This is a genomic window from Aeromonas salmonicida, assembly GCF_028355655.1.
Lineage (GTDB): Bacteria > Pseudomonadota > Gammaproteobacteria > Enterobacterales > Aeromonadaceae > Aeromonas > Aeromonas salmonicida.
Genome location: NZ_CP110645.1, coordinates 4482501 through 4507261, shown reverse-complemented (window position 1 = coordinate 4507261; position 24761 = coordinate 4482501). Strand labels below are relative to the sequence as shown.

22 protein-coding genes and 3 tRNA genes (1 of these 25 only partly in view) are annotated in these 24761 nt (G+C 55.9%); 22 read left to right on the top strand and 3 right to left on the bottom strand.

What is annotated here, in order from left to right:
* Positions 1-74: 74 nt before the first annotated feature.
* Positions 75-1430, bottom strand: coding sequence for a TrkH family potassium uptake protein (locus tag ONZ54_RS20990; protein ID WP_059168186.1), 1356 nt, complete (start codon positions 1428-1430; stop codon positions 75-77).
* Positions 1427-2080, bottom strand: a complete 654-nt coding sequence (locus ONZ54_RS20985; protein ID WP_005318531.1) for a potassium channel family protein — start codon at positions 2078-2080, stop codon at positions 1427-1429. The genes ONZ54_RS20990 and ONZ54_RS20985 overlap by 4 nt, the downstream gene beginning before the upstream one ends.
* Before the next feature lie 127 nt (positions 2081-2207).
* Here ONZ54_RS20985 and murB point away from each other — a divergent pair, with 127 nt between their 5' ends.
* Both murB and birA read left to right on the top strand, forming a co-directional pair.
* Positions 2208-3245, top strand: a complete 1038-nt coding sequence (murB, locus tag ONZ54_RS20980; protein WP_059113710.1) for a UDP-N-acetylmuramate dehydrogenase — start codon at positions 2208-2210, stop codon at positions 3243-3245.
* On the top strand, positions 3242-4207 hold the full coding sequence (gene birA / locus ONZ54_RS20975) for a bifunctional biotin--[acetyl-CoA-carboxylase] ligase/biotin operon repressor BirA (RefSeq protein ID WP_271787063.1): 966 nt from the start codon (positions 3242-3244) through the stop codon (positions 4205-4207). Before murB ends, birA begins: the two co-directional genes overlap by 4 nt.
* Before the next feature lie 80 nt (positions 4208-4287).
* Here birA and coaA read toward each other — a convergent pair whose 3' ends face one another.
* The gene (gene coaA / locus ONZ54_RS20970; protein ID WP_011898271.1) at positions 4288-5226 is read right to left on the bottom strand and encodes a type I pantothenate kinase; all 939 of its coding nucleotides are present in this window, start codon (positions 5224-5226) and stop codon (positions 4288-4290) included.
* 261 nt (positions 5227-5487) lie between these two features.
* On the opposite strand from coaA, the gene ONZ54_RS20965 reads away from it, so the two are divergent.
* From ONZ54_RS20965 to fusA, 20 genes are all read left to right on the top strand, one after another.
* Positions 5488-5572: transfer RNA gene (locus ONZ54_RS20965), tRNA-Tyr, on the top strand.
* A 38-nt stretch (positions 5573-5610) separates the two neighbouring features.
* Positions 5611-5685, top strand: a tRNA-Gly gene (locus ONZ54_RS20960).
* A 174-nt stretch (positions 5686-5859) separates the two neighbouring features.
* Positions 5860-7044: an elongation factor Tu gene (tuf, locus tag ONZ54_RS20955; protein ID WP_011898272.1), complete on the top strand. Its 1185-nt coding sequence runs from the start codon at positions 5860-5862 to the stop codon at positions 7042-7044.
* Between the two features lie 53 nt (positions 7045-7097).
* Positions 7098-7174: transfer RNA gene (locus ONZ54_RS20950), tRNA-Trp, on the top strand.
* 60 nt (positions 7175-7234) lie between these two features.
* Complete coding sequence (gene secE / locus ONZ54_RS20945; RefSeq protein ID WP_005318552.1) at positions 7235-7606, top strand: preprotein translocase subunit SecE; 372 nt, start codon at positions 7235-7237, stop codon at positions 7604-7606.
* A 9-nt stretch (positions 7607-7615) separates the two neighbouring features.
* A complete protein-coding gene (gene nusG / locus ONZ54_RS20940; RefSeq protein ID WP_005318554.1) occupies positions 7616-8167 on the top strand; it encodes a transcription termination/antitermination protein NusG in 552 nt (183 codons plus the stop codon).
* 133 nt (positions 8168-8300) lie between these two features.
* On the top strand, positions 8301-8729 hold the full coding sequence (gene rplK, locus ONZ54_RS20935; protein ID WP_005318556.1) for a 50S ribosomal protein L11: 429 nt from the start codon (positions 8301-8303) through the stop codon (positions 8727-8729).
* A gap of 4 nt (positions 8730-8733) precedes the next feature.
* Positions 8734-9435: a 50S ribosomal protein L1 gene (gene rplA, locus ONZ54_RS20930; protein WP_005318560.1), complete on the top strand. Its 702-nt coding sequence runs from the start codon at positions 8734-8736 to the stop codon at positions 9433-9435.
* A gap of 256 nt (positions 9436-9691) precedes the next feature.
* The gene (gene rplJ / locus ONZ54_RS20925; protein ID WP_005318563.1) at positions 9692-10192 is read left to right on the top strand and encodes a 50S ribosomal protein L10; all 501 of its coding nucleotides are present in this window, start codon (positions 9692-9694) and stop codon (positions 10190-10192) included.
* Between the two features lie 51 nt (positions 10193-10243).
* Positions 10244-10606, top strand: coding sequence for a 50S ribosomal protein L7/L12 (rplL, locus tag ONZ54_RS20920; protein WP_005318565.1), 363 nt, complete (start codon positions 10244-10246; stop codon positions 10604-10606).
* Between the two features lie 222 nt (positions 10607-10828).
* On the top strand, positions 10829-14857 hold the full coding sequence (gene rpoB, locus ONZ54_RS20915; RefSeq protein WP_271787062.1) for a DNA-directed RNA polymerase subunit beta: 4029 nt from the start codon (positions 10829-10831) through the stop codon (positions 14855-14857).
* Between the two features lie 91 nt (positions 14858-14948).
* A complete protein-coding gene (gene rpoC / locus ONZ54_RS20910; RefSeq protein ID WP_005318570.1) occupies positions 14949-19253 on the top strand; it encodes a DNA-directed RNA polymerase subunit beta' in 4305 nt (1434 codons plus the stop codon).
* 196 nt (positions 19254-19449) lie between these two features.
* Complete coding sequence (locus tag ONZ54_RS20905) at positions 19450-20166, top strand: helix-turn-helix transcriptional regulator (protein WP_005318572.1); 717 nt, start codon at positions 19450-19452, stop codon at positions 20164-20166.
* A gap of 25 nt (positions 20167-20191) precedes the next feature.
* A complete protein-coding gene (locus ONZ54_RS20900; RefSeq protein ID WP_005318574.1) occupies positions 20192-20572 on the top strand; it encodes a RidA family protein in 381 nt (126 codons plus the stop codon).
* A gap of 86 nt (positions 20573-20658) precedes the next feature.
* Entirely contained in the window at positions 20659-21051 is a 393-nt protein-coding gene (gene tusD / locus ONZ54_RS20895; RefSeq protein ID WP_271787061.1) for a sulfurtransferase complex subunit TusD, read from the top strand.
* A gap of 9 nt (positions 21052-21060) precedes the next feature.
* A complete protein-coding gene (gene tusC / locus ONZ54_RS20890; protein WP_219593104.1) occupies positions 21061-21417 on the top strand; it encodes a sulfurtransferase complex subunit TusC in 357 nt (118 codons plus the stop codon).
* 7 nt (positions 21418-21424) lie between these two features.
* Positions 21425-21703 carry a sulfurtransferase complex subunit TusB gene (tusB, locus tag ONZ54_RS20885; protein ID WP_271787060.1) on the top strand — a complete coding sequence of 93 codons (279 nt, stop codon included), beginning with the start codon at positions 21425-21427 and terminating at the stop codon, positions 21701-21703.
* Positions 21704-21886: 183 nt separating this feature from the next.
* Positions 21887-22261, top strand: coding sequence for a 30S ribosomal protein S12 (gene rpsL, locus ONZ54_RS20880; RefSeq protein WP_005306278.1), 375 nt, complete (start codon positions 21887-21889; stop codon positions 22259-22261).
* Between the two features lie 93 nt (positions 22262-22354).
* Positions 22355-22825 (top strand): 30S ribosomal protein S7, encoded by a 471-nt coding sequence (gene rpsG / locus ONZ54_RS20875; protein WP_005318583.1) that lies wholly within the window; start codon positions 22355-22357, stop codon positions 22823-22825.
* Between the two features lie 74 nt (positions 22826-22899).
* A protein-coding gene (fusA, locus tag ONZ54_RS20870; RefSeq protein WP_005318585.1) for an elongation factor G crosses the window boundary here: on the top strand, positions 22900-24761 show its 5' portion. 244 nt of this gene lie beyond the right edge of the window; the window shows 1862 of its 2106 coding nt (coding positions 1-1862); the start codon lies at positions 22900-22902; its stop codon lies beyond the right edge, outside the window.

Below are 24761 nucleotides of genomic sequence, written 5' to 3'. Positions count from 1 at the left end.
GCGCCGCAATACCAGGCTGGATAAGCCAAATAGAAAAAGGGGCCCTTGGCCCCTTTTTCTATATTGCACCTGGACTAGCCCGTATAGACACTCTCTTCCGGGTACTTGATGCGGGTTTCGCTCGGGCGAGCCAGCATGAAGGCCAGGGTCAGCGGGCCGAGACGACCACAGATCATCACCAGTACCAGGATAAGCTTTCCCGGCTCGCTCAAGGAGGCAGTAATGCCGGTAGAAAGCCCCACAGTGGCGAACGCAGAGACGGTCTCGAACATGATTTTGTCGAACGGCAGATCCTCGGTCACCATCAGCAGGAACATCGCCAGCATCAGTACCATGGTGCTGACTATGATGATGGCCAGCGAGCGGGTCACTATCTGGGGTGACAAGGTGCGACCAAAGGCTGTGACATGGGGTCGCTTGCTCAGGAAGGCACGGGTCGCCAGCAGCACCACCGCAAAGGTGGTCACCTTGATACCACCGCCGGTAGAGGTGGTACCCGCCCCGATAAACATCAGCATCATCAGGAATAGCAGGGCCGCAGGGGTCATCAGCCCGATATCTATGGTATTGAAGCCCGCGGTCCGCGCACTGGCAGAGTGAAAGAAGGCAGCCAGCCACTGTCCTCCAAAGGAGGTGGCGCCAAGAGTGCCCGGATTGTTGCGCTCCAGCAGCCAGAACATCAGGGTGCCCAGCAGCAGCAGGGCTGGGGTCATCACCAGCATCAGCTTGCTGTGCAGCTTCAGCTTGCGCCAGCGTCGGTTGCGCACCAGATCGACGACGACAGTAAAGCCGATCCCCCCGAGGACCAGCAGACCAGCGATGGTCAGGCTGATGATGGGGTCATCCCGGTAGTTCATCAGGTTATTGGAAAATAGCGAGAAACCGGCGTTGTTGAAGGCAGAAACCGCATGGAAGAAGCTGACGTAAAGGCCGTGTTCCCAGCCCATATCGGGCACCCAGCGGATGGCCATGACAGCAGTGCCGATCAGCTGGGCGATAAAGGCAAACAGCACTATGCGTCTGACCAGCCCCACTATGTTGACCGAGCCCTCCTGTCCCAGCGCCTCCTTGGCCAGCACCTGCTGGCGCAGGCCGACCCGCTTGCTGAACATGGCGATCAGCAGCAGTGTCATTGTCATCTGACCCAGACCGCCAATCTCCATCAATATCAACAGGAAGATCTGCCCCTGCAGCGTAAAGGCGGTACCTGTATCCACCACACCGAGCCCGGTCACGCTGATGGCCGAGGTGGCGGTGAACAGGGCGTTGACGAAGGTCACTTCGCCATTGTGGCTGGAGGGTTGTACCAGAAAAATGGTGCCGATCAACAGGATGACCAGAAAGCTGCCCAGGATCAGCTTGGCTTCGCTCCAGCGGGAGTTGTCATCCCGATGCAGGGCGAAGGCGTAGCTGCTGCGCCAATTGATCATAGGGTTTCCAGCCAGTGGTCGATGGCGTGTTTGTTGCCTGCCATGATCAGTATGTCGCCCAGTTGCAGCTCCATCTTGCCGGTCAGCACGTTATGCAGCACATCGCCTCGCTTGATGGCGAGTAGCTGGAAGTCGTTCTGCTGCAGCAGATGCAAGTCACCGAGATTGCGGGCATTTTGCTGCAGACCGATAACGACTTCGGTCAGCACCATATCGTGGCCCAGCTCCAGATAGTCGAACAACCGGTTGTCCAGCATGCTCTGGGCGACCCGTCGGCCCATGTCCCACTCCGGATTGATCACCTTGTCGGCCCCGACTTTATGCAGGATTTTGGCGTGAAACTTGTCACGGGCCTTGACCCACACCTTCTTCACGCCCGCCTCTTTCAGGACGAGCGTGGTGAGTATGCTGGTCTCGAGGTTGTCACCGATGGCGACGAAAACGATATCGAAGTTGGCCAGCCCCAGCTCGGCTACGGTAGCCTCATCGGTCGCATCGGCGACGACGACATGGCTGCACAGGGTGGCTATCTGGCGGGTCTTGCTTTCGTCGATATCAATCGCCAGCACCTCGGCATCCTGCCGTTGCAGCTCTTCGCACAGGGCGCTGCCAAACAGACCCAGTCCGATGACGGCAAATTGGTTGTTCATGAGTACTTCCTCAGGAGTCGGAGCCGGATACTCTACTCCAGCAGATCGAGTCCGAAAAGAGGGCGGGATTTTTCGTCCGGCGGGAATATAAGGTAGACTGCCCGCTTGCTATTGTCGGGACACGCAGATGAAACTCACCCCCCACGCCTCCTTGTTGACGCTCAACACCCTGGCCCTCGATGCCCACTGCCTCTGGCTGGCGGAGGTAGACAATCTTGATGACCTGCCGCAGATCCTGGCCAGTCCTGAACTGGCAGAATTGCCCCGCCTGGTGTTGGGTGGCGGCAGCAATATATTGTTTTGCAATGATTTCGCTGGCCTGGTGGTACTCAACCGGCTGAAGGGTATCGCACTGCAGGATGAGGGGGAGCACTGGCTGTTGCATGTGGCCGCCGGTGAGGACTGGCATCAACTGGTGTGTCATGCCCTGCAACAGGGCTGGTATGGTCTGGAGAATCTGGCGCTGATCCCGGGCACAGTCGGCGCCGCGCCGGTGCAGAATATCGGTGCCTACGGGGTCGAGCTGGCTCGTTTCTGTGCCTATGTGGAGGCATTCAACTGGCAGAGCGGTCAGGTGGAGCGGATCAAGGCCGCCGATTGTCATTTCGGCTACCGTGACAGCATCTTCAAGCACGCCTGTCAGGATTCTCACTTCATTACCGCCGTCGGTCTGCGTCTGCCCAAGGCCTGGACGCCTATGCTGGGTTATGGCCCGCTGGCGGCGCTCGGTGACACGCCCACGGCGCAGGCCATTTTCGATACCGTCTGCGCCACCCGGATGGCCAAGCTGCCGGATCCCAACCTGCTCGGCAATGCGGGCAGCTTCTTCAAGAACCCCGTGGTAACGACGACGCTGGCCGACACGCTCAAGCAGCAATACCCGCAGATGCCCTGCTACCCGGCTGGGGAAGGGCAGGCCAAGCTGGCGGCTGGCTGGCTCATCGATCAGTGCGGTCTCAAGGGTTTTGCCATCGGCCGCGCAGCCGTCCACCAGGAGCAGGCGTTGGTGCTGGTCAATCTGGGGGGGGCCAGCGCCATGGAGCTCATCGCTCTGGCGGCCCATGTGCGCGACAGCGTGGAGCAGAAATTCGGGGTGGTGCTGGAGCACGAAGTGCGCTTCATGGGGCTGACCGGTGAGACTTGGCTCGATGAGGTACTGGCATGACGCTTACTCCCATCAGGCAGACGCTGATCACCTTGCTCAGCGATGGCCAGTTTCACTCCGGCGAGCAGCTCGGCGAGCAGCTCGGTATCAGCCGTGCGGCAGTGGGCAAGCACATGGCTGCGCTCAAGGAGCTGGGGCTGGACCTGTTCAGTCTGACCGGCAAGGGCTATAGGCTGGCGGTGCCAATGGCGCTGTACGATCAGGCGCAGTTGCAGGCGCTGGCCCCCATGGCGCTGGTGCACTGCTTCCCGGTGATCGACTCCACCAACCAGTATCTGCTGGAGCGAGTCAACCAGCTGCAGTCCGGTGAGAGTTGTCTGGCCGAGTGCCAGACTGCCGGTCGTGGTCGCCGTGGCAAGCCCTGGGTTTCCCCCTTCGGCTGCCAGCTGATCCTGAGCATGTATTGGCGACTCGAGCAGGGCATGGCGGCGGCCATGGGCCTCAGTCTGGCGGTCGGAGTGGCCGTGGTGCAGGCGCTGGAATCTCTGGGTTATCCGGGGGTCGAGCTTAAGTGGCCGAACGATCTCTATTATCAGGGCCGCAAGCTGGCTGGCATTCTGGTGGAGATGAGCGGCAGCGCCGGCGCCAGCTGCAACCTGGTGATCGGGGTTGGCCTCAATCTGGCGATGCCGGCCCGGGAGGGGGAGCGGATCGATCAGGCCTGGTCCGAGCTTCGCCACATCCAACCGGAACTGGTGGATCGCAATCTGCTGGCCGCCCGCATGCTCGGCCACCTGCAACAGGCCATGTTGACCTTCGAGCAGCAGGGACTGTCGCACTTTGTCGATGACTGGAACCGGCTTGATCACTTCGCCGGTCGGCCGGTGCGCCTCTTGATGGGGGAGCAGGAGATCCGGGGCATCGCCCGTGGCATCGATGATCGCGGCGCCCTGCGACTGGAGACGAGCGAGGGGATCAAGTTCTATCTGGGGGGAGAGATTTCCCTGCGACGGGGCGACTGATATCCCGGAGTGCCAGAGACACCAATGGAAGAGGGGGCCTGCAGGCCCCCTCTTCGTTCATGTACTGTGCTCACCCGCCATCACTTGCGCAGTTTGATCTGCTCGATGGCATGCTCATGACCCTTGGTCAGGATCAGATTGGCCCGCTCCCGGGTCGGCAGGATGTTTTCCTGCAAATTGAGATAGTTGATATCTTGCCAGATGGTGTTGGCGATCTTGCTGGCCTCACTCTCCGCCAACTTGGCGTAGTGGTGGAAGTAGGAGTCCGGATCCGAGAAGGCGCCGCTACGAAACTTGAGGAAGCGCTCGACATACCAGGTGCGCAGCAACTCGGTCTCGGCATCCACATAGATGGAGAAATCGACAAAATCTGACACGAAGACTCTATGGGGTTCCTGTGGATAGTCCATGCCGCTTTGCAGCACATTGAGCCCTTCCAGGATCAGGATATCCGGCTGTTCCACCACCTTCTTCTCATCCGGAATGATGTCGTAGATGAGGTGGGAGTAGACAGGCGCCTCTACCTTCTCATGGCCGGCGCGGATATTGGCGACAAACTCCACCAGATGGCGGATGTCGTAGGATTCCGGAAAGCCCTTGCGGCGCATCAGGCCCCGCTCTTCCAGCACCTTGTTGGGATAAAGGAAGCCATCCGTGGTGACCAGCTCTACCCGTGGATGCTCCGGCCAGCGCTCCAGCAGCGCCTGCATGATACGGGCCGTGGTGCTCTTTCCCCCCGCCACGCTACCGGCGATGCTGATGATGTAAGTGCCCTTGCCGCGGGACTGGCCGAGGAACTGTTCCAGCACCCGGCTGCGGCGCTGCTTGGCCTTGACGTAGAGATTGAGCAGGCGAGAGAGGGGCAGGTATATCTCTTCCACCTCCTGCAATGACACCTTTTCATTGATACCGCGCAGGGTCTGCAGATCGTGTTCGGTCAGGGTCAGGGGGACCGCATCGCGCAATAACGCCCATTGTTCGCGGGTGAATTGCAAATAGGGGTTATGCTCTGTCGTCATGGTGTCATCACTGTTTCTTGGGCAGGGCGACCATACACCAAGGGGTGGGGAGCGACAAGCTATGCTGCGGATCCGAGCAGGGAGTGAGTCCTTTTTTGCATACTTCCCGGCAATAATGCACATTTTGCAAGGCGCAATGGTTGCATCCCCAAAATCCTTACAATAAAATGCGCGACGCTTGGATGTCTGTCGTCTATTTGCCCGGCAAAAGCGATAAAACAACGGGTGCAAGCAGAATTACCGTTGTGGCATTTATGCACCGGAGGGGTTCCCGAGCGGCCAAAGGGATCAGACTGTAAATCTGACGGCTCTGCCTTCGAAGGTTCGAATCCTTCTCCCTCCACCATATTTCTCTGCGGTTTGAGTTCTTTGGGTTAGAGAAATGCGGGCATCGTATAATGGCTATTACCTCAGCCTTCCAAGCTGATGATGCGGGTTCGATTCCCGCTGCCCGCTCCAAGATGCTGATATGGCTCAGGCGATAGCAAGAGTCACACCTTAGCGGGTGAGTTCGGCAATCGAACCTGGCTGCCAGCACCAACCTCTCTTCCCTACCAGATTCAAATCCATCATATAAACTGTTCTGTGGTTAGCTTGCCACCGCGTACTCAGCGTTAGTTTAGAGGGACGATCATGTCTAAAGAAAAATTTGAGCGTAATAAACCGCACGTTAACGTGGGTACCATCGGCCACGTTGACCACGGTAAAACCACCCTGACCGCCGCCATCACCAACGTGCTGGCCAAGCACTTCGGTGGTAAAGCTTTCGCCTTCGACCAGATCGACAAGGCGCCGGAAGAGCGTGAGCGTGGTATCACCATCAACACCTCCCACGTAGAATACGACACCGCCATCCGTCACTACGCGCACGTAGATTGCCCGGGTCACGCCGACTACGTTAAAAACATGATCACCGGTGCTGCCCAGATGGACGGCGCGATCCTGGTAGTAGCTGCGACCGACGGCCCGATGCCGCAAACTCGTGAGCACATCCTGCTGGGTCGCCAGGTTGGTATCCCGTACATGATCGTGTTCATGAACAAGTGCGACATGGTAGATGACGAAGAGCTGCTCGAACTGGTCGAGATGGAAGTTCGTGAACTGCTGACCGAATATGACTTCCCGGGTGATGACCTGCCGGTAGTTCGTGGTTCCGCGCTGAAAGCGCTGGAAGGTGACGCTGCATGGGAAGAGAAGATCATCGAGCTGGCTAACCACCTGGATACCTATATCCCGGAGCCGGAGCGCGCAATTGACCTGCCGTTCCTGATGCCTATCGAAGACGTATTCTCCATCGCTGGCCGTGGTACCGTAGTTACCGGTCGTGTCGAGCGCGGTATCGTCAAAGTCGGTGAGACCGTAGAAATCGTGGGTATCAAAGATACCGTTTCTACTACCTGTACCGGTGTTGAAATGTTCCGCAAGCTGCTGGACGAAGGTCGTGCAGGCGAGAACATCGGCGCGCTGCTGCGTGGCGTCAAGCGTGAAGACGTAGAGCGTGGTCAGGTTCTGGCCAAGCCGGGCTCCATCAAGCCGCACACCAAGTTTGAATCTGAAGTGTACGTACTGTCCAAAGAAGAAGGTGGTCGTCATACCCCGTTCTTCAAGGGCTACCGTCCGCAGTTCTACTTCCGTACAACCGACGTGACCGGTACCATCGAACTGCCGGAAGGCGTTGAAATGGTAATGCCAGGCGACAACATCAAAATGGTTGTTACCCTGATTGCGCCGATCGCGATGGACGACGGCCTGCGTTTCGCTATCCGTGAAGGTGGCCGTACCGTAGGTGCTGGTGTTGTAGCCAGCGTGATTGCTTAATCTTTGGCTTACATAAATAAAGCAAAGCCCCTATAATAGGGGCTTTCTTATGTAGGGGCGTAGTTCGAATTGGTAGAACAGCGGTCTCCAAAACCGATGGTTGCGGGTTCGAGTCCTGCCGCCCCTGCCATATACCTCGTCTCGTACGGGGCTTTTGTGTCTTTGGTTACGTCAGATACAGGTGGGTTGTATGAGTGTTAGTTCTGAGAGCCAGGGCGGAAGCAAGGATACCCTGCTTTGGGGCCTGGTTTTCATCATCCTGGCGGCCGCTGTAGTGGGTAATTACCTGCTCAACGATGTTGTCGCTGCCGTCCGCGCCCTGGGTGTGGTCGTTGTCATTGCTGCTGCTGGTGCAGTAGCCCTGCAAACCACCAAGGGAAAGGCGACACTGGCATTTGCCCGTGAGTCTCGCCTGGAAGTCCGCAAGGTCGTATGGCCGACCCGTCAGGAAGCCATTCAGACAACCCTGATTGTGCTGGCGGTGACTGCCGTGATGGGGCTGTTGCTGTTCATGCTGGACGGTGCCTTGGTCTGGTTGGTCAACTTGATTACCGGAGTGTAAGGATAAGCCATGACTGAACAACGTGAACAACGTATGAGATGGTATGTCGTGCAGGCATTCTCCGGCTATGAAGGTCGGGTAGCTAAATCCCTGCGCGAACATATCAAGATGCATGGCATGGAAGACATGTTCGGTGAAGTACTGGTCCCGACTGAAGAAGTGGTCGAGATGCGTGCTGGCCAGAAGCGCAAGAGTGAGCGCAAATTTTTCCCGGGCTACGTGCTGGTTCAGATGCTCATGGATGAAACCACATGGCACTTGGTGCGTAACGTACCGCGTGTGATGGGCTTCATTGGTGGCACCTCTGATCGCCCGGCTCCTATCTCTGATAAGGAAGCCGATGCGATCCTGAACCGTCTGCAAGATGCCCACGACAAACCGCGCCCGAAAACCCTGTTTGAACCGGGTGAAATGGTGCGAGTTGCCGATGGTCCGTTTGCCGACTTCAACGGTACCGTTGAAGAGGTGGACTACGAGAAGAGCCGCGTGAAGGTCTCCGTTTTGATCTTCGGTCGCTCAACGCCGGTAGAACTGGATTTTGGTCAGGTCGAAAAGGGCTGATTAAACTCTGTACGTTAACGGTTGTCAGGGGCAGCGAATGTCACTATAATTCGCTGCCCCTTTATTAGTTGGGGAGCCGTTTGCAGGAGCATGTCTCCGAGGCGCTAGAACCCATTTCTGAGGTATTTTTCTAATGGCTAAGAAAGTCACAGCTTATATCAAGCTGCAAGTTAAGGCTGGCAGTGCTAACCCCAGCCCTCCCGTTGGTCCTGCTCTGGGTCAGCACGGTGTTAACATCATGGAATTCTGTAAGGCGTTCAACGCTCGTACAGAGAAGCTGGAAAAAGGCTCACCGACTCCGGTCGTGATCACCGTTTACAGCGACCGTTCCTTCACCTTCGAAACCAAGACTCCGCCTGCTGCCTTCCTGTTGAAGAAAGCTGCCGGTATCCAGTCTGGTTCAGCCAAGCCGAACAAAGACAAGGTTGGTAAGGTGACTGTTGCCCAGCTGCAAGAAATCGCCAAGACCAAAGAGCCGGATATGACCGGTGCCGATCTGGATGCAAAAGTACGTTGCATCGCAGGCTCCGCTCGTTCCATGGGCCTGGTAGTGGAGGATTAAGACAATGGCAAAACTTTCCAAGCGTATGCGCGTTATTCGCGAAAAAGTTGACGGTACCAAAGAGTACTCCATCAACGAAGCCATTGCCCTGCTGAAAGAACTGGCTACCGCCAAGTTCGTTGAGAGCGTTGACGTTGCTGTCAACCTGGGTATCGATGCTCGTAAATCTGACCAGAACGTTCGTGGTGCTACTGTACTGCCGCACGGTACCGGTCGTGATGTACGTGTTGCCGTATTCACCCAGGGTGCCAACGCCGAAGCTGCCAAAGCTGCCGGTGCTGAACTGGTTGGTATGGATGACCTGGCCGATCTGGTCAAGAAAGGCGAGATGAACTTCGACGTCGTGATCGCATCCCCGGATGCCATGCGTGTTGTTGGTCAACTGGGTCAAATCCTGGGCCCGCGTGGCCTGATGCCGAACCCGAAAGTCGGTACTGTAACCCCGAACGTTGCTGAAGCTGTGAAGAATGCCAAAGCCGGTCAGGTTCGTTACCGTAATGACAAGAATGGTATCATCCATACCACTCTGGGTAAGGTTTCTTTCGACGAAGTTCAGCTGAAAGAAAACTTGGAATCACTGCTGGTTGCCCTGAAAAAGGCCAAGCCGTCTTCCGCCAAAGGTATCTTCATCAAGAAAGTCAGCATCTCCACCACCATGGGTGCCGGTGTTGCCGTAGACCAAGCTTCTCTGGAAGCTCAGGGCTAATTGATGGATTTTACAAGGCGCAAAATTTAATCTATAATTTTGCGCCTTGATTGGTTGGGGGCTTCGACCTCCGTCCAAGACCGCAGGAGGCTGCAAAGCCTTAATCCTTCCTGCGTAGACGGTGCCGGAAACCCAGCGAGAAAGATTCTTTCTCTTCTGGAATCCTGCTACCGCATCGTTCCCCTCTGTTGTGAAGGTAGGGGGGATGTGTCAGTACTGAGTCATGAGACTCAGATTCAATCCAGGAGTTAAGCCAATGGCATTGGGACTCGAAGACAAAAAGGCAATTGTTGCTGAAGTCAACGAAGCTGCCAAAGGCGCCCTGTCCGCAGTTGTAGCCGATTCTCGCGGCGTCACTGTAGACAAGATGACCGTCCTGCGTAAAACCGCTCGTGAAGCCGGTGTGTACATGCGCGTTGTGCGTAACACCCTGCTGCGTCGCGCGGTTGAAGGTACCGAATTCGCGTGCCTGAACGACGTATTGACTGGTCCTACCTTGATTGCTTTCTCCAACGAACACCCGGGCGCTGCTGCTCGTCTGTTCAAAGAGTTTGCCAAAGCGAACCAAAAGTTCGAAATCAAGGCCGGCGCTTTTAACGGTGAGTTTATCGCCGCAGCACAAATTGATCGTCTGGCCACGCTGCCGACTTACGACGAAGCAATTGCGAAGTTGATGGCGACTATGAAAGAAGCCTCTGCTGGCAAGCTGGTTCGTACCATCGCTGCTGTGCGTGATCAGAAACAAGCTGCTGCTTGATTCTCGCCTATTTAGGCTGTTTGAGTTTATTCAACATCAGGAATTTTTGTCATGTCTATCACTAAAGACCAAATCATCGAAGCCGTTGCTTCCATGTCCGTAATGGAAGTTGTTGAGCTGATCGAAGCTATGGAAGAGAAGTTCGGTGTTTCTGCCGCTGTTGCTGTTGCTGCCGGTCCGGCTGCTGAAGCAGTAGAAGAGAAAACCGAGTTCGACGTAGTTCTGACTGCTGCTGGCGCCAACAAAGTTGCCGTCATCAAGGCCGTTCGTGCCGCTACCGGTCTGGGCCTGAAAGAAGCCAAGGACCTGGTAGAAGCCGCTCCTGCCAACCTGAAAGAAGCCATCTCCAAAGATGAAGCTGAAACTCTGAAGAAGCAGCTTGAAGAAGCTGGTGCTTCTGTTGAGATCAAATAATCTGCATTTATGTAGATTAGCCTGATAAAACAGGCTAGGGCTGGTGAATATTTGTTCACCAGCCTTTTTGCGCTGTAGACTGAGAGCATTTCACACCGTTTACGACTCTCGGTGCACCAGCAATCCGGACCGTATCATCGTCCGGGCCAACACAAAACGGTGTTGAGACAGAGCTGTCCCGCGGGACAGAGTGGGTCACTTATCAGCGAGCTGAGGAACCCTATGGTTTACTCTTATACCGAAAAAAAACGCATTCGTAAGGACTTCGGTAAGCGAGACCAGGTACTGGACACGCCTTATCTGTTGTCCATTCAGCTGGACTCCTTCAAGCAGTTCATCGAGGCTGACCCGGAAGGTGAATATGGCCTAGAGGCCGCTTTCCGTAGCGTTTTCCCGATCACCAGTTACTCCGGTAGTGCTGAGCTTCAGTATGTCAGCTATCGCCTGGGTGAGCCGGTATTTGACGTAAAAGAATGCCAGATCCGTGGAGTGACCTACTCCGCGCCGCTGCGTGTCAAGCTTCGTATGGTTCTGTACGATCGTGAAGCAGCTGCCGGCACCGTCAAAGACATCAAGGAACAAGAAGTATATATGGGCGAAATTCCGCTCATGACCGAGAACGGCACCTTTGTTATAAATGGTACCGAGCGGGTAATCGTCTCCCAGCTGCACCGTAGCCCGGGCGTCTTCTTCGACCACGATAAAGGCAAAACTCATTCATCCGGTAAGGTGCTGTATAACGCCCGCGTTATCCCCTACCGTGGTTCCTGGCTGGACTTCGAGTTCGATGCAAAAGACAACCTGTTTGTCCGTATCGACCGTCGTCGTAAATTGCCGGCTTCCATTATTCTGCGCGCCCTGGACTTCAGTTCCGAAGAAATCCTGGCCAACTTCTTCGAGACCATAGGTTTTGAAGTAAAAGATGGCAAGTTGATGATGGATCTGGTGCCGGAGCGCCTGCGTGGTGAAACTGCGACCTTTGACATCGTGGCCAATGGCGCCGTGGTGGTTGAGACCGGTCGTCGTGTGACTGCGCGTCACATCCGTCAGTTGGAAAAAGATGCCGTTACCCAGATTGAGGTACCGGTTGAGTATGTTGTTGGCAAAGTTGCTGCCAAGAACTACACGCATCCGCAAACTGGCGAAATGGTTGTGACTGCCAACCAGGCATTGAGCCTGGAAGCGGTTGCCAACCTGTCCCAAGCCGGCTTCAAGCACTTCGAGGTTCTGTTCACCAACGAACTGGATCACGGTGCCTACATGTCCGAGACCCTGCGTATCGACTCCAGCTCCAGCCGTTTGGAAGCCCTGGTCGAAATTTATCGCATGATGCGTCCGGGCGAGCCGCCCACCCGTGAAGCAGCAGAACAGCTGTTCGAGAACCTGTTCTTCTCTTCCGAGCGTTACGACCTGTCTACCGTAGGTCGGATGAAGTTCAACCGTCGTCTGTCCCGTGAAGATGAGACCGGCGCTGGCACTCTGACCAAAGACGACATCGTCGAAGTCATGAAGCGCCTGATCGACATCCGTAACGGCAATGACGAAGTGGACGATATCGACCACCTGGGTAACCGTCGTATCCGTTCTGTCGGTGAAATGGCTGAAAACCAGTTCCGTGTCGGTCTGGTGCGTGTCGAGCGTGCGGTCAAGGAGCGTCTCTCCCTGGGCGACCTGGACACTCTGATGCCGCAGGATCTGATCAACGCCAAGCCGATCTCCGCCGCAGTCAAAGAGTTCTTTGGTTCCAGCCAGCTGTCTCAGTTCATGGACCAAAACAACCCACTGTCCGAAGTCACCCACAAGCGCCGTATCTCTGCGCTGGGCCCGGGCGGTTTGACCCGTGAGCGTGCCGGTTTTGAAGTTCGAGATGTGCACCCGACTCACTACGGTCGTCTGTGCCCTATCGAGACTCCTGAAGGTCCGAACATCGGTCTGATCAACTCTCTGTCCGTGTACTCTCGTACCAACGAGTATGGTTTCCTCGAGACACCGTACCGTAAAGTCATTGACGGTGTGATCACCGACGAAGTGGACTATCTGTCTGCTATTGAAGAAGGCAAGTACGTGATCGCACAGGCTAACGCCGCGACCACCGAAGATGGCCGTCTGAAAGATGAATTGATCCCGTGCCGCCACAAAGGTGAATCCACCTTTATGAACGCCGACCAGATCCAGTATATGGACGTGAGCCCGCAGCAGATCGTATCTGTGGCAGCAGCTCTGATCCCCTTCCTGGAACACGATGATGCTAACCGAGCCCTGATGGGGTCGAACATGCAACGTCAGGCCGTACCGACTCTGCGTGCTGACAAGCCGCTGGTAGGTACCGGTATGGAACGCGCCGTGGCCGTTGACTCCGGTGTAACCGTAGTGGCCAAGCGTGGCGGCATGATCGACTACGTCGATGCCTCCCGTATCGTTATCAAGGTCAACGAAGATGAGTTGCTGCCAGGCGAAGCCGGCATCGACATCTACAGCCTGACCAAGTACACCCGTTCCAACCAGAACACCTGTATCAACCAGCGTCCTTGCGTGATGTTGGGTGAGCCGGTCATGGCCGGTGACGTGGTTGCTGACGGCCCGTCTACCGATCTGGGCGAACTGGCGCTGGGCCAAAACCTGCGCGTCGCGTTCATGCCGTGGAACGGTTACAACTTTGAAGACTCGATTCTGGTGAATGAGCGTGTTGTTCAGGAAGATCGCCTGACCACCATCCATATCCAGGAACTGGCCTGTATCTCCCGTGACACCAAGCTGGGTCCGGAAGAGATCACTGCCGACATCCCGAACGTGGGTGAAGCTGCTCTGTCCAAGCTGGACGAGTCCGGTATCGTCTACGTGGGTGCCGAAGTGAAGGGCGGCGACATTCTGGTCGGTAAGGTAACACCGAAAGGTGAAACCCAGCTGACGCCGGAAGAGAAGCTGCTGCGCGCCATCTTCGGTGAGAAGGCCTCCGATGTGAAGGACTCCTCCCTGCGTGTGCCGAACGGTGTGTACGGTACCGTGGTTGACGTGCAAGTCTTTACCCGCGATGGCGTGGAAAAAGACAAGCGCGCCAAAGAAATCGAAGAGATGCAGCTGAAGGAAGCGAAGAAGGACTTGACCGAAGAGTTCAAGATCCTGGAAGACGGCATTTTCGGCCGCTCCCGCAACCTGCTGCTGGCCGCCGGTTACAGCGAAGATCGTCTGAACAAGCTGGATCGTACCAAGTGGTTTGAATTGGCCATCGAAGATGAAGCCAAGCAGATCGAGCTGGAACAGATCGCCGAACAGCACATCGAGCTGAAAGCCGACTTCGACAAGAAGTTCGAGAACAAGCGTCGCAAGATTATCCAGGGTGATGATCTGGCGCCGGGCGTACTGAAAATCGTCAAGGTTTACCTGGCAGTCAAGCGTCGCATCCAACCGGGTGACAAGATGGCAGGCCGTCACGGTAACAAGGGTGTTATCTCCAAGATCTGCCCGGTCGAGGATATGCCTCATGACGAATACGGCCGTCCGGTCGACATCGTACTGAACCCCTTGGGCGTACCGTCCCGTATGAACATCGGTCAGATCCTTGAAGTACACCTGGGCCTTGCTGCCAAGGGTATCGGCGAGAAAATCGACCGCATGATCAAGGAACAGCGCGCGCTGCACGAGATGCGTGACTTCCTGCAACAGGTCTATGACCTGGGCGAGAAGGACACCAAGCAAGTGGACATCGGCGAGCTGTCTGACGACGACGTACGTACCCTGGTGGGTAACCTGCGCAAGGGTCTGCCGGTCGCTACACCTGTCTTTGATGGTGCCAAAGAGCACGAAATCAAAGCCTTGCTGAAGCTGGCCGATCTGCCGGAATCCGGTCAGATCTCCCTGTTCGACGGTCGTACCGGCAACGTCTTCGAGCGTAAGGTCACCGTGGGTTACATGTACATGCTGAAGCTGAACCACTTGGTAGACGACAAGATGCATGCGCGTTCTACCGGTTCTTACAGCCTGGTTACCCAGCAACCGCTGGGTGGTAAGGCGCAGTTCGGTGGTCAGCGTTTCGGTGAGATGGAAGTGTGGGCCCTGGAGGCTTACGGTGCGGCATATACCCTGCAGGAAATGCTGACCGTCAAGTCTGACGATGTGAATGGCCGTACCAAGATGTACAAAAACATCGTGGATGGCGACCACCGTATGGAGCCGGGCATGCCCGAATCCTTCAACGTACTGTTGAAGGAGATCCGCTCTCTGGGTATCAACATCGAGCTGGACGAAGAGTAAGAGCTCGCTCTTATTGTTCGAGAATTGACGTGGGCGCCCCGCTGCTTTGGCAGTAGGGGCGCCGAGGTTAGACTCCTGACAGGGGAAACACGTGAAAGACTTACTCAAGTTTTTGAAGGCTCAGACCAAGACCGAAGAGTTTGACAGTATTAAGATCGGTCTGGCCTCTCCTGACATGATCCGCTCCTGGTCATTCGGTGAGGTCAAAAAGCCTGAGACCATCAACTACCGGACTTTCAAGCCGGAACGTGATGGTCTGTTCTGTGCCCGTATCTTCGGACCGGTGAAGGACTACGAGTGTCTGTGCGGCAAGTACAAGCGCCTGAAACACCGTGGTGTGATCTGCGAGAAGTGTGGCGTAGAAGTGACCCAGACCAAGGTCCGTCGCGAGCGTATGGGCCATATCGAGCTGGCCAGCCCGACTGCCCATATCTGGTTCCTGAAGTCCCTGCCGTCCCGTATCGGTCTGCTGCTGGACATGACCCTGCGTGACATCGAGCGCGTGCTGTATTTCGAATCCTATGTAGTGATCGAACCCGGCATGACCAACCTCGAGCGCAGCCAGATGCTCTCCGAAGAGAACTATCTGGACGCACTGGAAGAGTGGGGCGACGAATTTGACGCCAAGATGGGTGCCGAAGCAATCCTTGCATTGCTGCGTGCCATCGATCTGGAAGGTGAAGTCAAGACCATGCGTGAGGAGCTGGATCAAACCAACTCCGAAACCAAGCGCAAGAAGACCACCAAGCGTCTGAAGCTGATGGAAGCCTTCCTGCAGTCCGGCAACAAGCCGGAGTGGATGATCATGACAGTGCTGCCTGTGCTGCCTCCGGACTTGCGTCCGCTGGTACCGCTGGACGGCGGCCGTTTCGCGACTTCCGATCTGAACGATCTGTATCGTCGCGTGATCAACCGTAACAACCGCTTGAAGCGTCTGCTGGACCTGGCTGCACCGGACATCATAGTGCGCAACGAAAAGCGCATGCTGCAAGAGTCCGTGGATGCCCTGCTGGACAACGGCCGTCGTGGTCGTGCCATCACAGGTTCCAACAAGCGTCCGCTGAAATCCTTGGCCGATATGATCAAGGGTAAGCAAGGTCGTTTCCGTCAAAACCTGCTGGGCAAGCGCGTCGACTACTCTGGTCGTTCCGTTATCACCGTAGGTCCGACCCTGCGTCTGCATCAGTGCGGTCTGCCGAAGAAGATGGCGCTGGAACTGTTCAAGCCGTTCATCTATGGCAAGCTGGAATCCCGCGGTCTGGCGACCACTATCAAGGCCGCCAAGAAGATGGTGGAGCGTGAAGAAGCTGTCGTTTGGGATATCCTGGACGAAGTGATCCGCGAACACCCGGTTCTGCTGAACCGTGCACCGACCCTGCACCGTCTGGGTATCCAGGCGTTTGAACCGACCCTGATCGAAGGCAAGGCTATCCAGCTGCACCCGCTCGTTTGTGCCGCCTATAACGCGGACTTCGATGGTGACCAGATGGCGGTCCACGTACCGCTGACCCTGGAAGCCCAGCTGGAAGCGCGTGCGCTGATGATGTCTACCAACAACATCCTGTCGCCTGCCTCCGGTGAGCCGATCATTGTTCCTTCCCAGGACGTGGTCTTGGGTCTGTACTACATGACCCGTGCCCGTATCAACGCCAAGGGCGAAGGTATGGTGCTGGCCGGCCCGAAAGAGGCCGAGAAGGTATATCGTGCCGGTCTGGCCGATCTGCATGCTCGCGTCAAAGTACGTATCACCGAATATCTCCGTCAGGCAGATGATTCGCTGGTAGAGCGTACCGAGCTGAAGAACACCACTGTTGGTCGTGCGATCCTGAGCCTGATCCTGCCGAAAGGCATGGAATATGCCCTGATCGATGAGCCCAAGGTGCTGACTGCCGCAGAGCAGGCCGATCTGGATGCCAATCCGCAGAACTGGATCAAGAGTGTTTCCAACAAGGCGTTGGGTAAAAAGCTCATTTCCCGTCTGCTGAACACCTGCTACCGCAAGCAGGGTCTGAAGGACACCGTTATCTTCGCTGACCAGCTGATGTATACCGGTTTCCATTATGCGGCCCTGTCTGGTGCGTCCGTTGGTATCGATGACATGGTCATCCCGGATGCCAAGAAAGACATCATCGCCGCTGCCGAAGCCGAAGTTGCCGAGATCCAGGACCAGTTCCTGTCCGGTCTGGTGACCGCGGGCGAACGCTACAACAAGGTTATCGATATCTGGGCCAGCGCCAACGAGCGCGTCTCCAAGGCCATGATGGAGAACTTGTCCAAAGAGCGTGATGTCAACTCTCTGGGTGAAGAAGAAGAGCAAGCGTCGTTCAACAGCATCTTTATGATGGCCGACTCTGGTGCGCGGGGTTCCGCAGCCCAGATCCGTCAGCTGGCCGGTATGCGTGGCCTGATGGCCAAGCCGGATGGCTCCATCATCGAGACCCCTATCGTGGCTAACTTCCGCGAAGGTCTGAACGTACTGCAGTACTTCATCTCCACTCACGGTGCCCGTAAGGGTCTGGCGGATACCGCACTGAAGACGGCTAACTCCGGTTACCTGACTCGTCGTCTGGTTGACGTGGCACAAGACATGGTGATCACCGAGGACGATTGCGGCACTGTTGAAGGTCTGTGGATGACTCCGCTGATCGAAGGTGGTGACGTGGTCGAGCCGCTGCGTGAGCGCGTGCTGGGCCGTGTGGTTGCCGATGACGTGATCAAGCCGGGTACTGAAGACGAAATTCTGGTAGCGCGCAACACCCTGCTCGACGAGCAGCTGTGTGACCTGCTGGAGCGCAACTCCGTTGACCGTGTGAAGGTACGTTCTGCCATCACTTGTGAAACTGACTTCGGTAACTGTGCTCACTGCTACGGCCGTGATCTGGCCCGTGGTCACCTGGTTAACAAGGGTGAGGCTGTCGGTGTTATCGCCGCCCAGTCCATCGGTGAACCGGGTACCCAGCTGACCATGCGTACTTTCCACATCGGTGGTGCCGCATCCCGAGCTGCTGCCGAGAGCAGCATCCAGGTCAAGAACACAGGTAGCATCAAGCTGCAGAACGCCAAGTTCGTTCACAACAGCGATGACAAACTGGTTATCACTTCCCGTTCTACCGAACTGACCATCATGGATGACATGGGCCGTACCAAGGAAAGCCACAAGCTGCCTTACGGTTCCGTGCTGGAAGTGAAAGATGGCCAGGCCGTGAGCGCCGGTGACACCGTCGCCAACTGGGATCCGCATACCCACCCGATCATCACTGAAGTGGCGGGTCGCCTCCAGTTCGAGCACATGATCGATGGCGTGACCATCACTCGTCAGACCGACGAGCTGACCGGTCTCTCCTCTATCGTCGTGCTGGATGTCAACGAACGTCCGAGCGCCGGTAAAGAGATGCGTCCGACCGTGAAGCTGGTCGACCAGAACGGCAAGGATGTCATGATCCCGGGTACCGACGTTGCCGCTCAGTACTTCCTGCCGGGCAAGGCGATCGTGAACCTGGAAGATGGTGCCAACGTGGGCGTGGGTGACGCGGTCGCGCGTATCCCGCAAGAGTCCAGTGGTACCAAGGACATCACCGGTGGTCTGCCGCGCGTTGCGGATCTGTTCGAAGCACGTCAACCGAAGGAACCGGCTATCCTGGCCGAGATCTCCGGTACCATCTCCTTCGGGAAAGAGACCAAGGGCAAACGCCGTCTGGTCATCACCCCGACTGATGGTGGCGACGTCTACGAGGAGATGATTCCGAAGTGGCGTAACCTGAACGTGTTCGAAGGTGAAAAAGTTGAGAAGGGTGAAGTGCTGGCAGACGGTCCTGAATCTGCTCACGACATCCTGCGTCTGCGCGGTATCAGCCCGGTCGCCAACTACATCGCCAACGAAGTGCAGGACGTTTACCGTCTGCAAGGCGTTAAGATCAACGACAAGCACATCGAAGTCATCGTTCGTCAGATGCTGCGCAAGTGCGAGATCCTGAGCGCTGGCGACACTGACCTTATCGAAGGCGAGCAGGTTGAAGTGGCTCGCGTGAAGATTGCCAACCGTAAGCTGGTTGCCGAGGGTAAGACTCCGGCCACCTTCCGTCATATCCTGATGGGTATTACCAAGGCATCCCTGAGCACAGAGTCCTTCATCTCCGCGGCTTCCTTCCAGGAAACCACTCGTGTTCTGACCGAAGCGGCCGTTGGCGGCAAGCGTGATGAACTGCGTGGCCTGAAAGAGAACGTGATCGTGGGTCGTCTGATCCCGGCTGGTACCGGCTTTGCCTACCACCATGCCCGGATCAACCAGCGTGCCGCCGCAGCCCGTGCTGTCGGTGTGCCGCAGGTGACTGCCGACGAAGCTCAGCAAAATCTGGCGGATCTGCTCAACGCATCCGGCAGTTTTGACGAAGAGTAATCTTCTGCTGCAGTGATCGAAAAGGGCTCCTTCAAGGGGCCCTTTTTATTGGCTGTTTTCTCGTCAAAGCCAGTCGCCACGCGGATATTCGGATGATCCAGAGCAAGGTTGGAGAGTAAAAAATCAAAAAAAGTTGACTTTGCCCCCCCGCAATTGAAAACTCGGGAAAGTTGAATGGTTATTACAGAGGTAGAACATGACTGTCGGTATCGAGGAAGTGATGCTTCCCGAAGAGCAGCTGATCGGTCGCACTTTTACAGACGAAGACAGGGAATTGTTGCGCTCCTATGGAGGGCTTATCGAAGGCTTGGCCGAACTGTTCGGCAAGCACTGTGAAGTGGTTCTTCACTCCCTGGAAAATCTGCACGAGTCCGTGATCAAGATTGCCAACGGGTTCAATACGGGACGTAATGAGGGGGCCCCCATTACCGATCTCGCGCTGCGTATGCTCAAGGACATAGAGAATACCGGCCAGGATTACACCCAGAGTTATTTTGCCCGCAGCCGTACCGGTGCCCTGATGAAGTCGAGTACCATCGCCATCAGGAACAGTGACAAGCAGGTGATCGGTCTTATCTGCATCAACTTGCACATCAATGCGCCTTTTCACGAGTTTGTCGCCGAGTTTTTTCCGACGCCGCAACAAGTTGAGCGCCAGTCACCGGAGACGTTTGCCAACAGTGTGGAAGAGCTGGTTGCTCAGACGGTGGATAACACCATCGATGAGATCAACCGTGATCCGACCGTTGCCAACAATGCTAAAAACAGGTTTATCGTGACCCAGCTGTTCGAGAAGGGCATATTTGATATCAAGGACTCGATCAATCTGGTCGCCGACAAACTGAATATTTCCAAACATACCGTTTATCTGTACATCCGACAGCGCAAGCAGGGTGAAGACGAGAACGAGTAAGCGCCATAGAAGGGGATAGACAAGAATGGCTAAAGAAGTTATTGCAACCGACAAGGCACCAGCCGCAATTGGTCCGTATGTTCAGGCTACCAAACTGGGCGAGCTGGTCTTCACCTCCGGGCAGATCCCGCTTGATCCTGCCACCATGGAGATCGTGGCTGGCGGCGTCGAAGCGCAGGCCGAGCAGGTGATGAAGAACCTGGTTGCAGTATTGAAGGCGGCGGGTGCCGACACCAGCAAGGTGCTGAAGACCACCTGTTTCCTCAGCGACATGAACAACTTCGTTGCCTTTAACCAGGTTTATGCACGCTACTTTGGTGACTCGGCGCCGGCCCGCTCTTGTGTGGAAGTGGCCCGTCTGCCCAAAGATGTGCTGGTTGAAGTCGAAGCCATCGCTTACGTCTGATCCACGGCTGAATGAAGAGCCCCTCCCTGGAGGGGCTTTTTTGTCTTTGGCGTAGAATGGACAGAGACCTGCACAGGAGTCCGGATATGAGTCTGAGTTTCGCCCTGCTGGTGACGGGGCCTGCCTATGGCACCCAGTCGGCCAGCACCGCCTACCGTTTTGCCTTGAGCCTCGTCGAACAAGGGCACCGGCTATCACACCTGTTCTTCTATCAAGATGGGGTCTGCAATAGCAACGAACTGCACGCTCCCGCCTCCGATGAGAGCAACCTGGTGGCGCTGTGGCGTGAGTTGGCCATAGGGCAGGGGATACGTATCGATGTGTGCGTTGCCGCCGCCATGCGGCGTGGTGTGCTTGATGAGGCTGAGGCGAAGGGGGCAGGCAAGGTGCAGTTCAACCTGCAGGCACCATTTTGCTTGAGTGGGCTGGGTCAGCTGGCCGAAGCCAGCCTGACCGCCGATCGCTTTGTCCAGTTCTAGGAGGGTGAGATGAACAAGATAGCTTTCATCTGCCGGCGTGGTCCCCATGGTACCGCCGCTGGACGGGAAGGGCTGGATGCCTTGCTGGCGACCTCGGCGCTGACTGAGTCGCTCGCCCTGTTCCTCATCGGTGACGGTGTCTTGCAGCTGGTCAGGGAGCAGCAGCCTCAAGCCATCTTGCAGCGCCACTATGCACCGACCTTCAAGCTGCTGGAGCTGTATGACATCGAGGAAGTCTATGTGTGTGCCGACTCGCTTGCCGAACGAGGTCTGACGATGGATGACCTGCTGATCCCTGCTGAGAGCCTCTCCCGTGCCGATATCTGCCGCCAGTGGGGCCAATGCGCTACCCATATCTGTTTTTGAGGTGACCATGATACAGCTGATACTGACGTCCCCCTTCCTGAGCCGGGATCTGGAACAGGCGCTCTGCTATCGCCAGTCGGATGATCTCTTGGTGCTGATGCAGGATGCCGTTATCGCGGCTACGGCCCCTCAATGGTGCGAGCGATTGGCAGATATTCCGCTCTATGTGATGCGAGAAGACTTGCAGGCGAGGGGATTGCAGCAGAGGATCGGGATGGATCTGGATATGGCAGGTCTGGTCGCGTTGATCGTCGAAAAAGGGTCACCACAGACCTGGGGCGGCTAGCATCCATTTTTATCGATGAAGTTCAGTCAGTTATGACTCTTTACAAGGGATCCATTGTGCCCTTTTACGGCACGGATTGTATAAATCTTGACTCCCTTGACAACAGGGCATAAAATTTCGCGTCCCCGTATCTGCGGGGAGGATTTTTCACATGTTTATGAAGTCATTATCAGGAGCCTTTTGATGGCAACTATTAACCAGTTGGTTCGCAAGCCACGCATCAAGCTCGTTGTTAAAAGCAACGTGCCTGCGCTGGAAGCGTGCCCTCAGAAGCGTGGCGTGTGCACTCGTGTATATACCACCACCCCGAAGAAGCCTAACTCTGCACTGCGTAAAGTATGCCGTGTACGTCTGACCAACGGCTTCGAAGTCACCTCCTACATCGGTGGTGAAGGTCACAACCTGCAAGAGCACTCCGTTGTGCTGATCCGTGGCGGTCGTGTAAAAGACTTGCCAGGTGTTCGTTACCACACCGTTCGTGGTGCGTTGGACTGTGCCGGTGTTAAAGACCGTAAGCAGGCTCGCTCCAAGTATGGCGTGAAGCGTCCGAAAGCTTAATGGTTCTCCGTTAAGTAAGGCCAAACGTTAATTCGTTTCTAGTTAGATAACTTTCTAGTTTTGGGTAACCCCTGAAGTTACGGAGAATTTGAAATGCCAAGACGTCGTGTTGTTGGTCAGCGTAAAATCCTGCCGGATCCCAAGTTCGGATCAGAGCTGCTGGCTAAATTTGTCAACGTAGTAATGGTTGACGGTAAGAAATCTGTTTCCGAAGCCATCGTATATGGCGCGCTGGACATCATTGCCACCAAATCTGGCAAAGATCACTTGGCCGTATTCGAAGAAGCCCTGGACAACATTCGTCCGGCCGTCGAGGTTAAATCTCGTCGTGTCGGTGGTGCAACCTATCAGGTGCCGGTAGAAGTTCGTCCGGTCCGTCGCAATGCCCTGGCAATGCGCTGGTTGGTTGACGCCGCTCGTAAACGTGGTGAAAAATCAATGGCTCAGCGTTTGGCTGGCGAGCTGCTGGATGCCGCTGACAATAAGGGTTCGTCTGTCAAGAAACGTGAAGACGTTCACCGTATGGCTGAAGCGAACAAGGCCTTCGCTCACTTCCGCTGGTAATCCGCTTGCGCAGGGTCTTTTGGCTCTGCGCACCTTCAGTTATCTAGGGGTCCGCTCCTAGTAAGAGGATGACAATGGCTCGTACAACCCCCATTGAGCGTTATCGTAATATCGGTATCTCCGCTCACATCGACGCCGGTAAGACTACTACTACCGAGCGCGTTCTGTTTTACACCGGTGTAAGTCACAAGATCGGTGAAGTTCACGATGGCGCAGCCACCATGGACTGGATGGAACAGGAACAAGAGCGTGGTATCACCATCACCTCCGCCGCGACCACCGCTTTCTGGTCCGGTATGGGTAAACAGTTCCAACCGCACCGTATCAACATCATCGATACCCCCGGCCACGTTGACTTTACTATCGAAGTAGAGCGTTCAATGCGTGTTCTGGACGGCGCCGTGATGGTGTACTGTGCCGTAGGTGGCGTACAGCCACAGTCTGAGACCGTATGGCGTCAGGCTAACAAATACAAAGTTCCCCGTATTGCGTTCGTCAACAAGATGGACCGTACCGGTGCGAACTATCTGCGCTGCGTTGAGCACATCAAGACCCGTCTGAAAGGTACCCCGGTTCCTCTGCAACTGAACATCGGTTCAGAAGAGAACTTCAAGGGCGTTATCGACCTGGTCAAGATGAAAGCCATCAACTGGAGCGAAGCTGACCAGGGCGTATCCTTCGATTACGAAGAGATCCCGGCCGAGCTGCTGGAACAGGCGCAAGAAATGCGCATGTCCCTGGTTGAAGCCGCTGCTGAAGCGTCTGAAGACCTGATGGAAAAATACCTGGGTGGTGAAGAACTGACCGAGGAAGAGATCAAGAAAGCTCTTCGTCTGCGCGTTCTGAACAATGAAATCATCCTGGTTACCTGTGGCTCCGCGTTCAAGAACAAGGGCGTACAGGCCATGCTGGATGCCGTGGTTGACTATCTGCCGGCTCCGACCGACGTAGCTGCCATCGACGGCCTGAAGCTGGACGGCGTTACCAAAGACGAGCGTCATGCATCTGATGACGAGCCGTTCGCTGCTCTGGCGTTCAAGATTGCCACCGACCCGTTCGTAGGCAACCTGACCTTCTTCCGCGTTTACTCCGGTGTGGTTAACTCCGGTGACTCAGTGCTGAACTCTGTCAAAGAGAAGCGCGAGCGTTTCGGCCGTATCGTTCAGATGCATGCCAACAAGCGTGAAGAGATCAAAGAAGTTCGCGCAGGCGATATCGCTGCCGCCATCGGTCTGAAAGACGTGACCACTGGTGACACCCTGTGTGACGAAAAATCACCGATCATCCTCGAGCGTATGGAATTCCCGGAGCCGGTAATCTCCATCGCGGTTGAGCCGAAAACCAAGGCTGACCAAGAGAAGATGGGTCTGGCACTCGGCCGTCTGGCGCAGGAAGATCCGTCTTTCCGCGTATGGACTGACGAAGAATCTGGCCAAACCATCATCGCCGGTATGGGTGAGCTGCACCTGGATATCATCGTTGACCGTATGCGTCGCGAGTTCAAGGTTGAAGCGAACGTAGGTAAGCCTCAGGTTGCCTACCGTGAAACCATCCGCGAAACCGTCAAGGATGTCGAAGGTAAGCACGCCAAGCAGTCTGGTGGTCGTGGTCAGTACGGTCACGTCGTTATCGACATGTACCCGCTGGAAGCCGGCAAAGCCTACGAGTTCGTTAACGACATCAAAGGCGGCGTGATTCCTGGTGAATACATCCCGGGTGTTGACAAGGGTATCCGTGAGCAGCTGAAATCCGGCCCGCTGGCAGGCTATCCGGTAATGGATCTGGGCGTGCGTCTGCACTTCGGTTCTTACCATGATGTCGACTCCTCCGAACTGGCGTTCAAAATCGCTGCTTCCATGGCCTTCAAGTCTGGTTACATGAAAGCCAATCCGGTACTGCTCGAACCGATCATGAAGGTCGAAGTCGAGACTCCGGA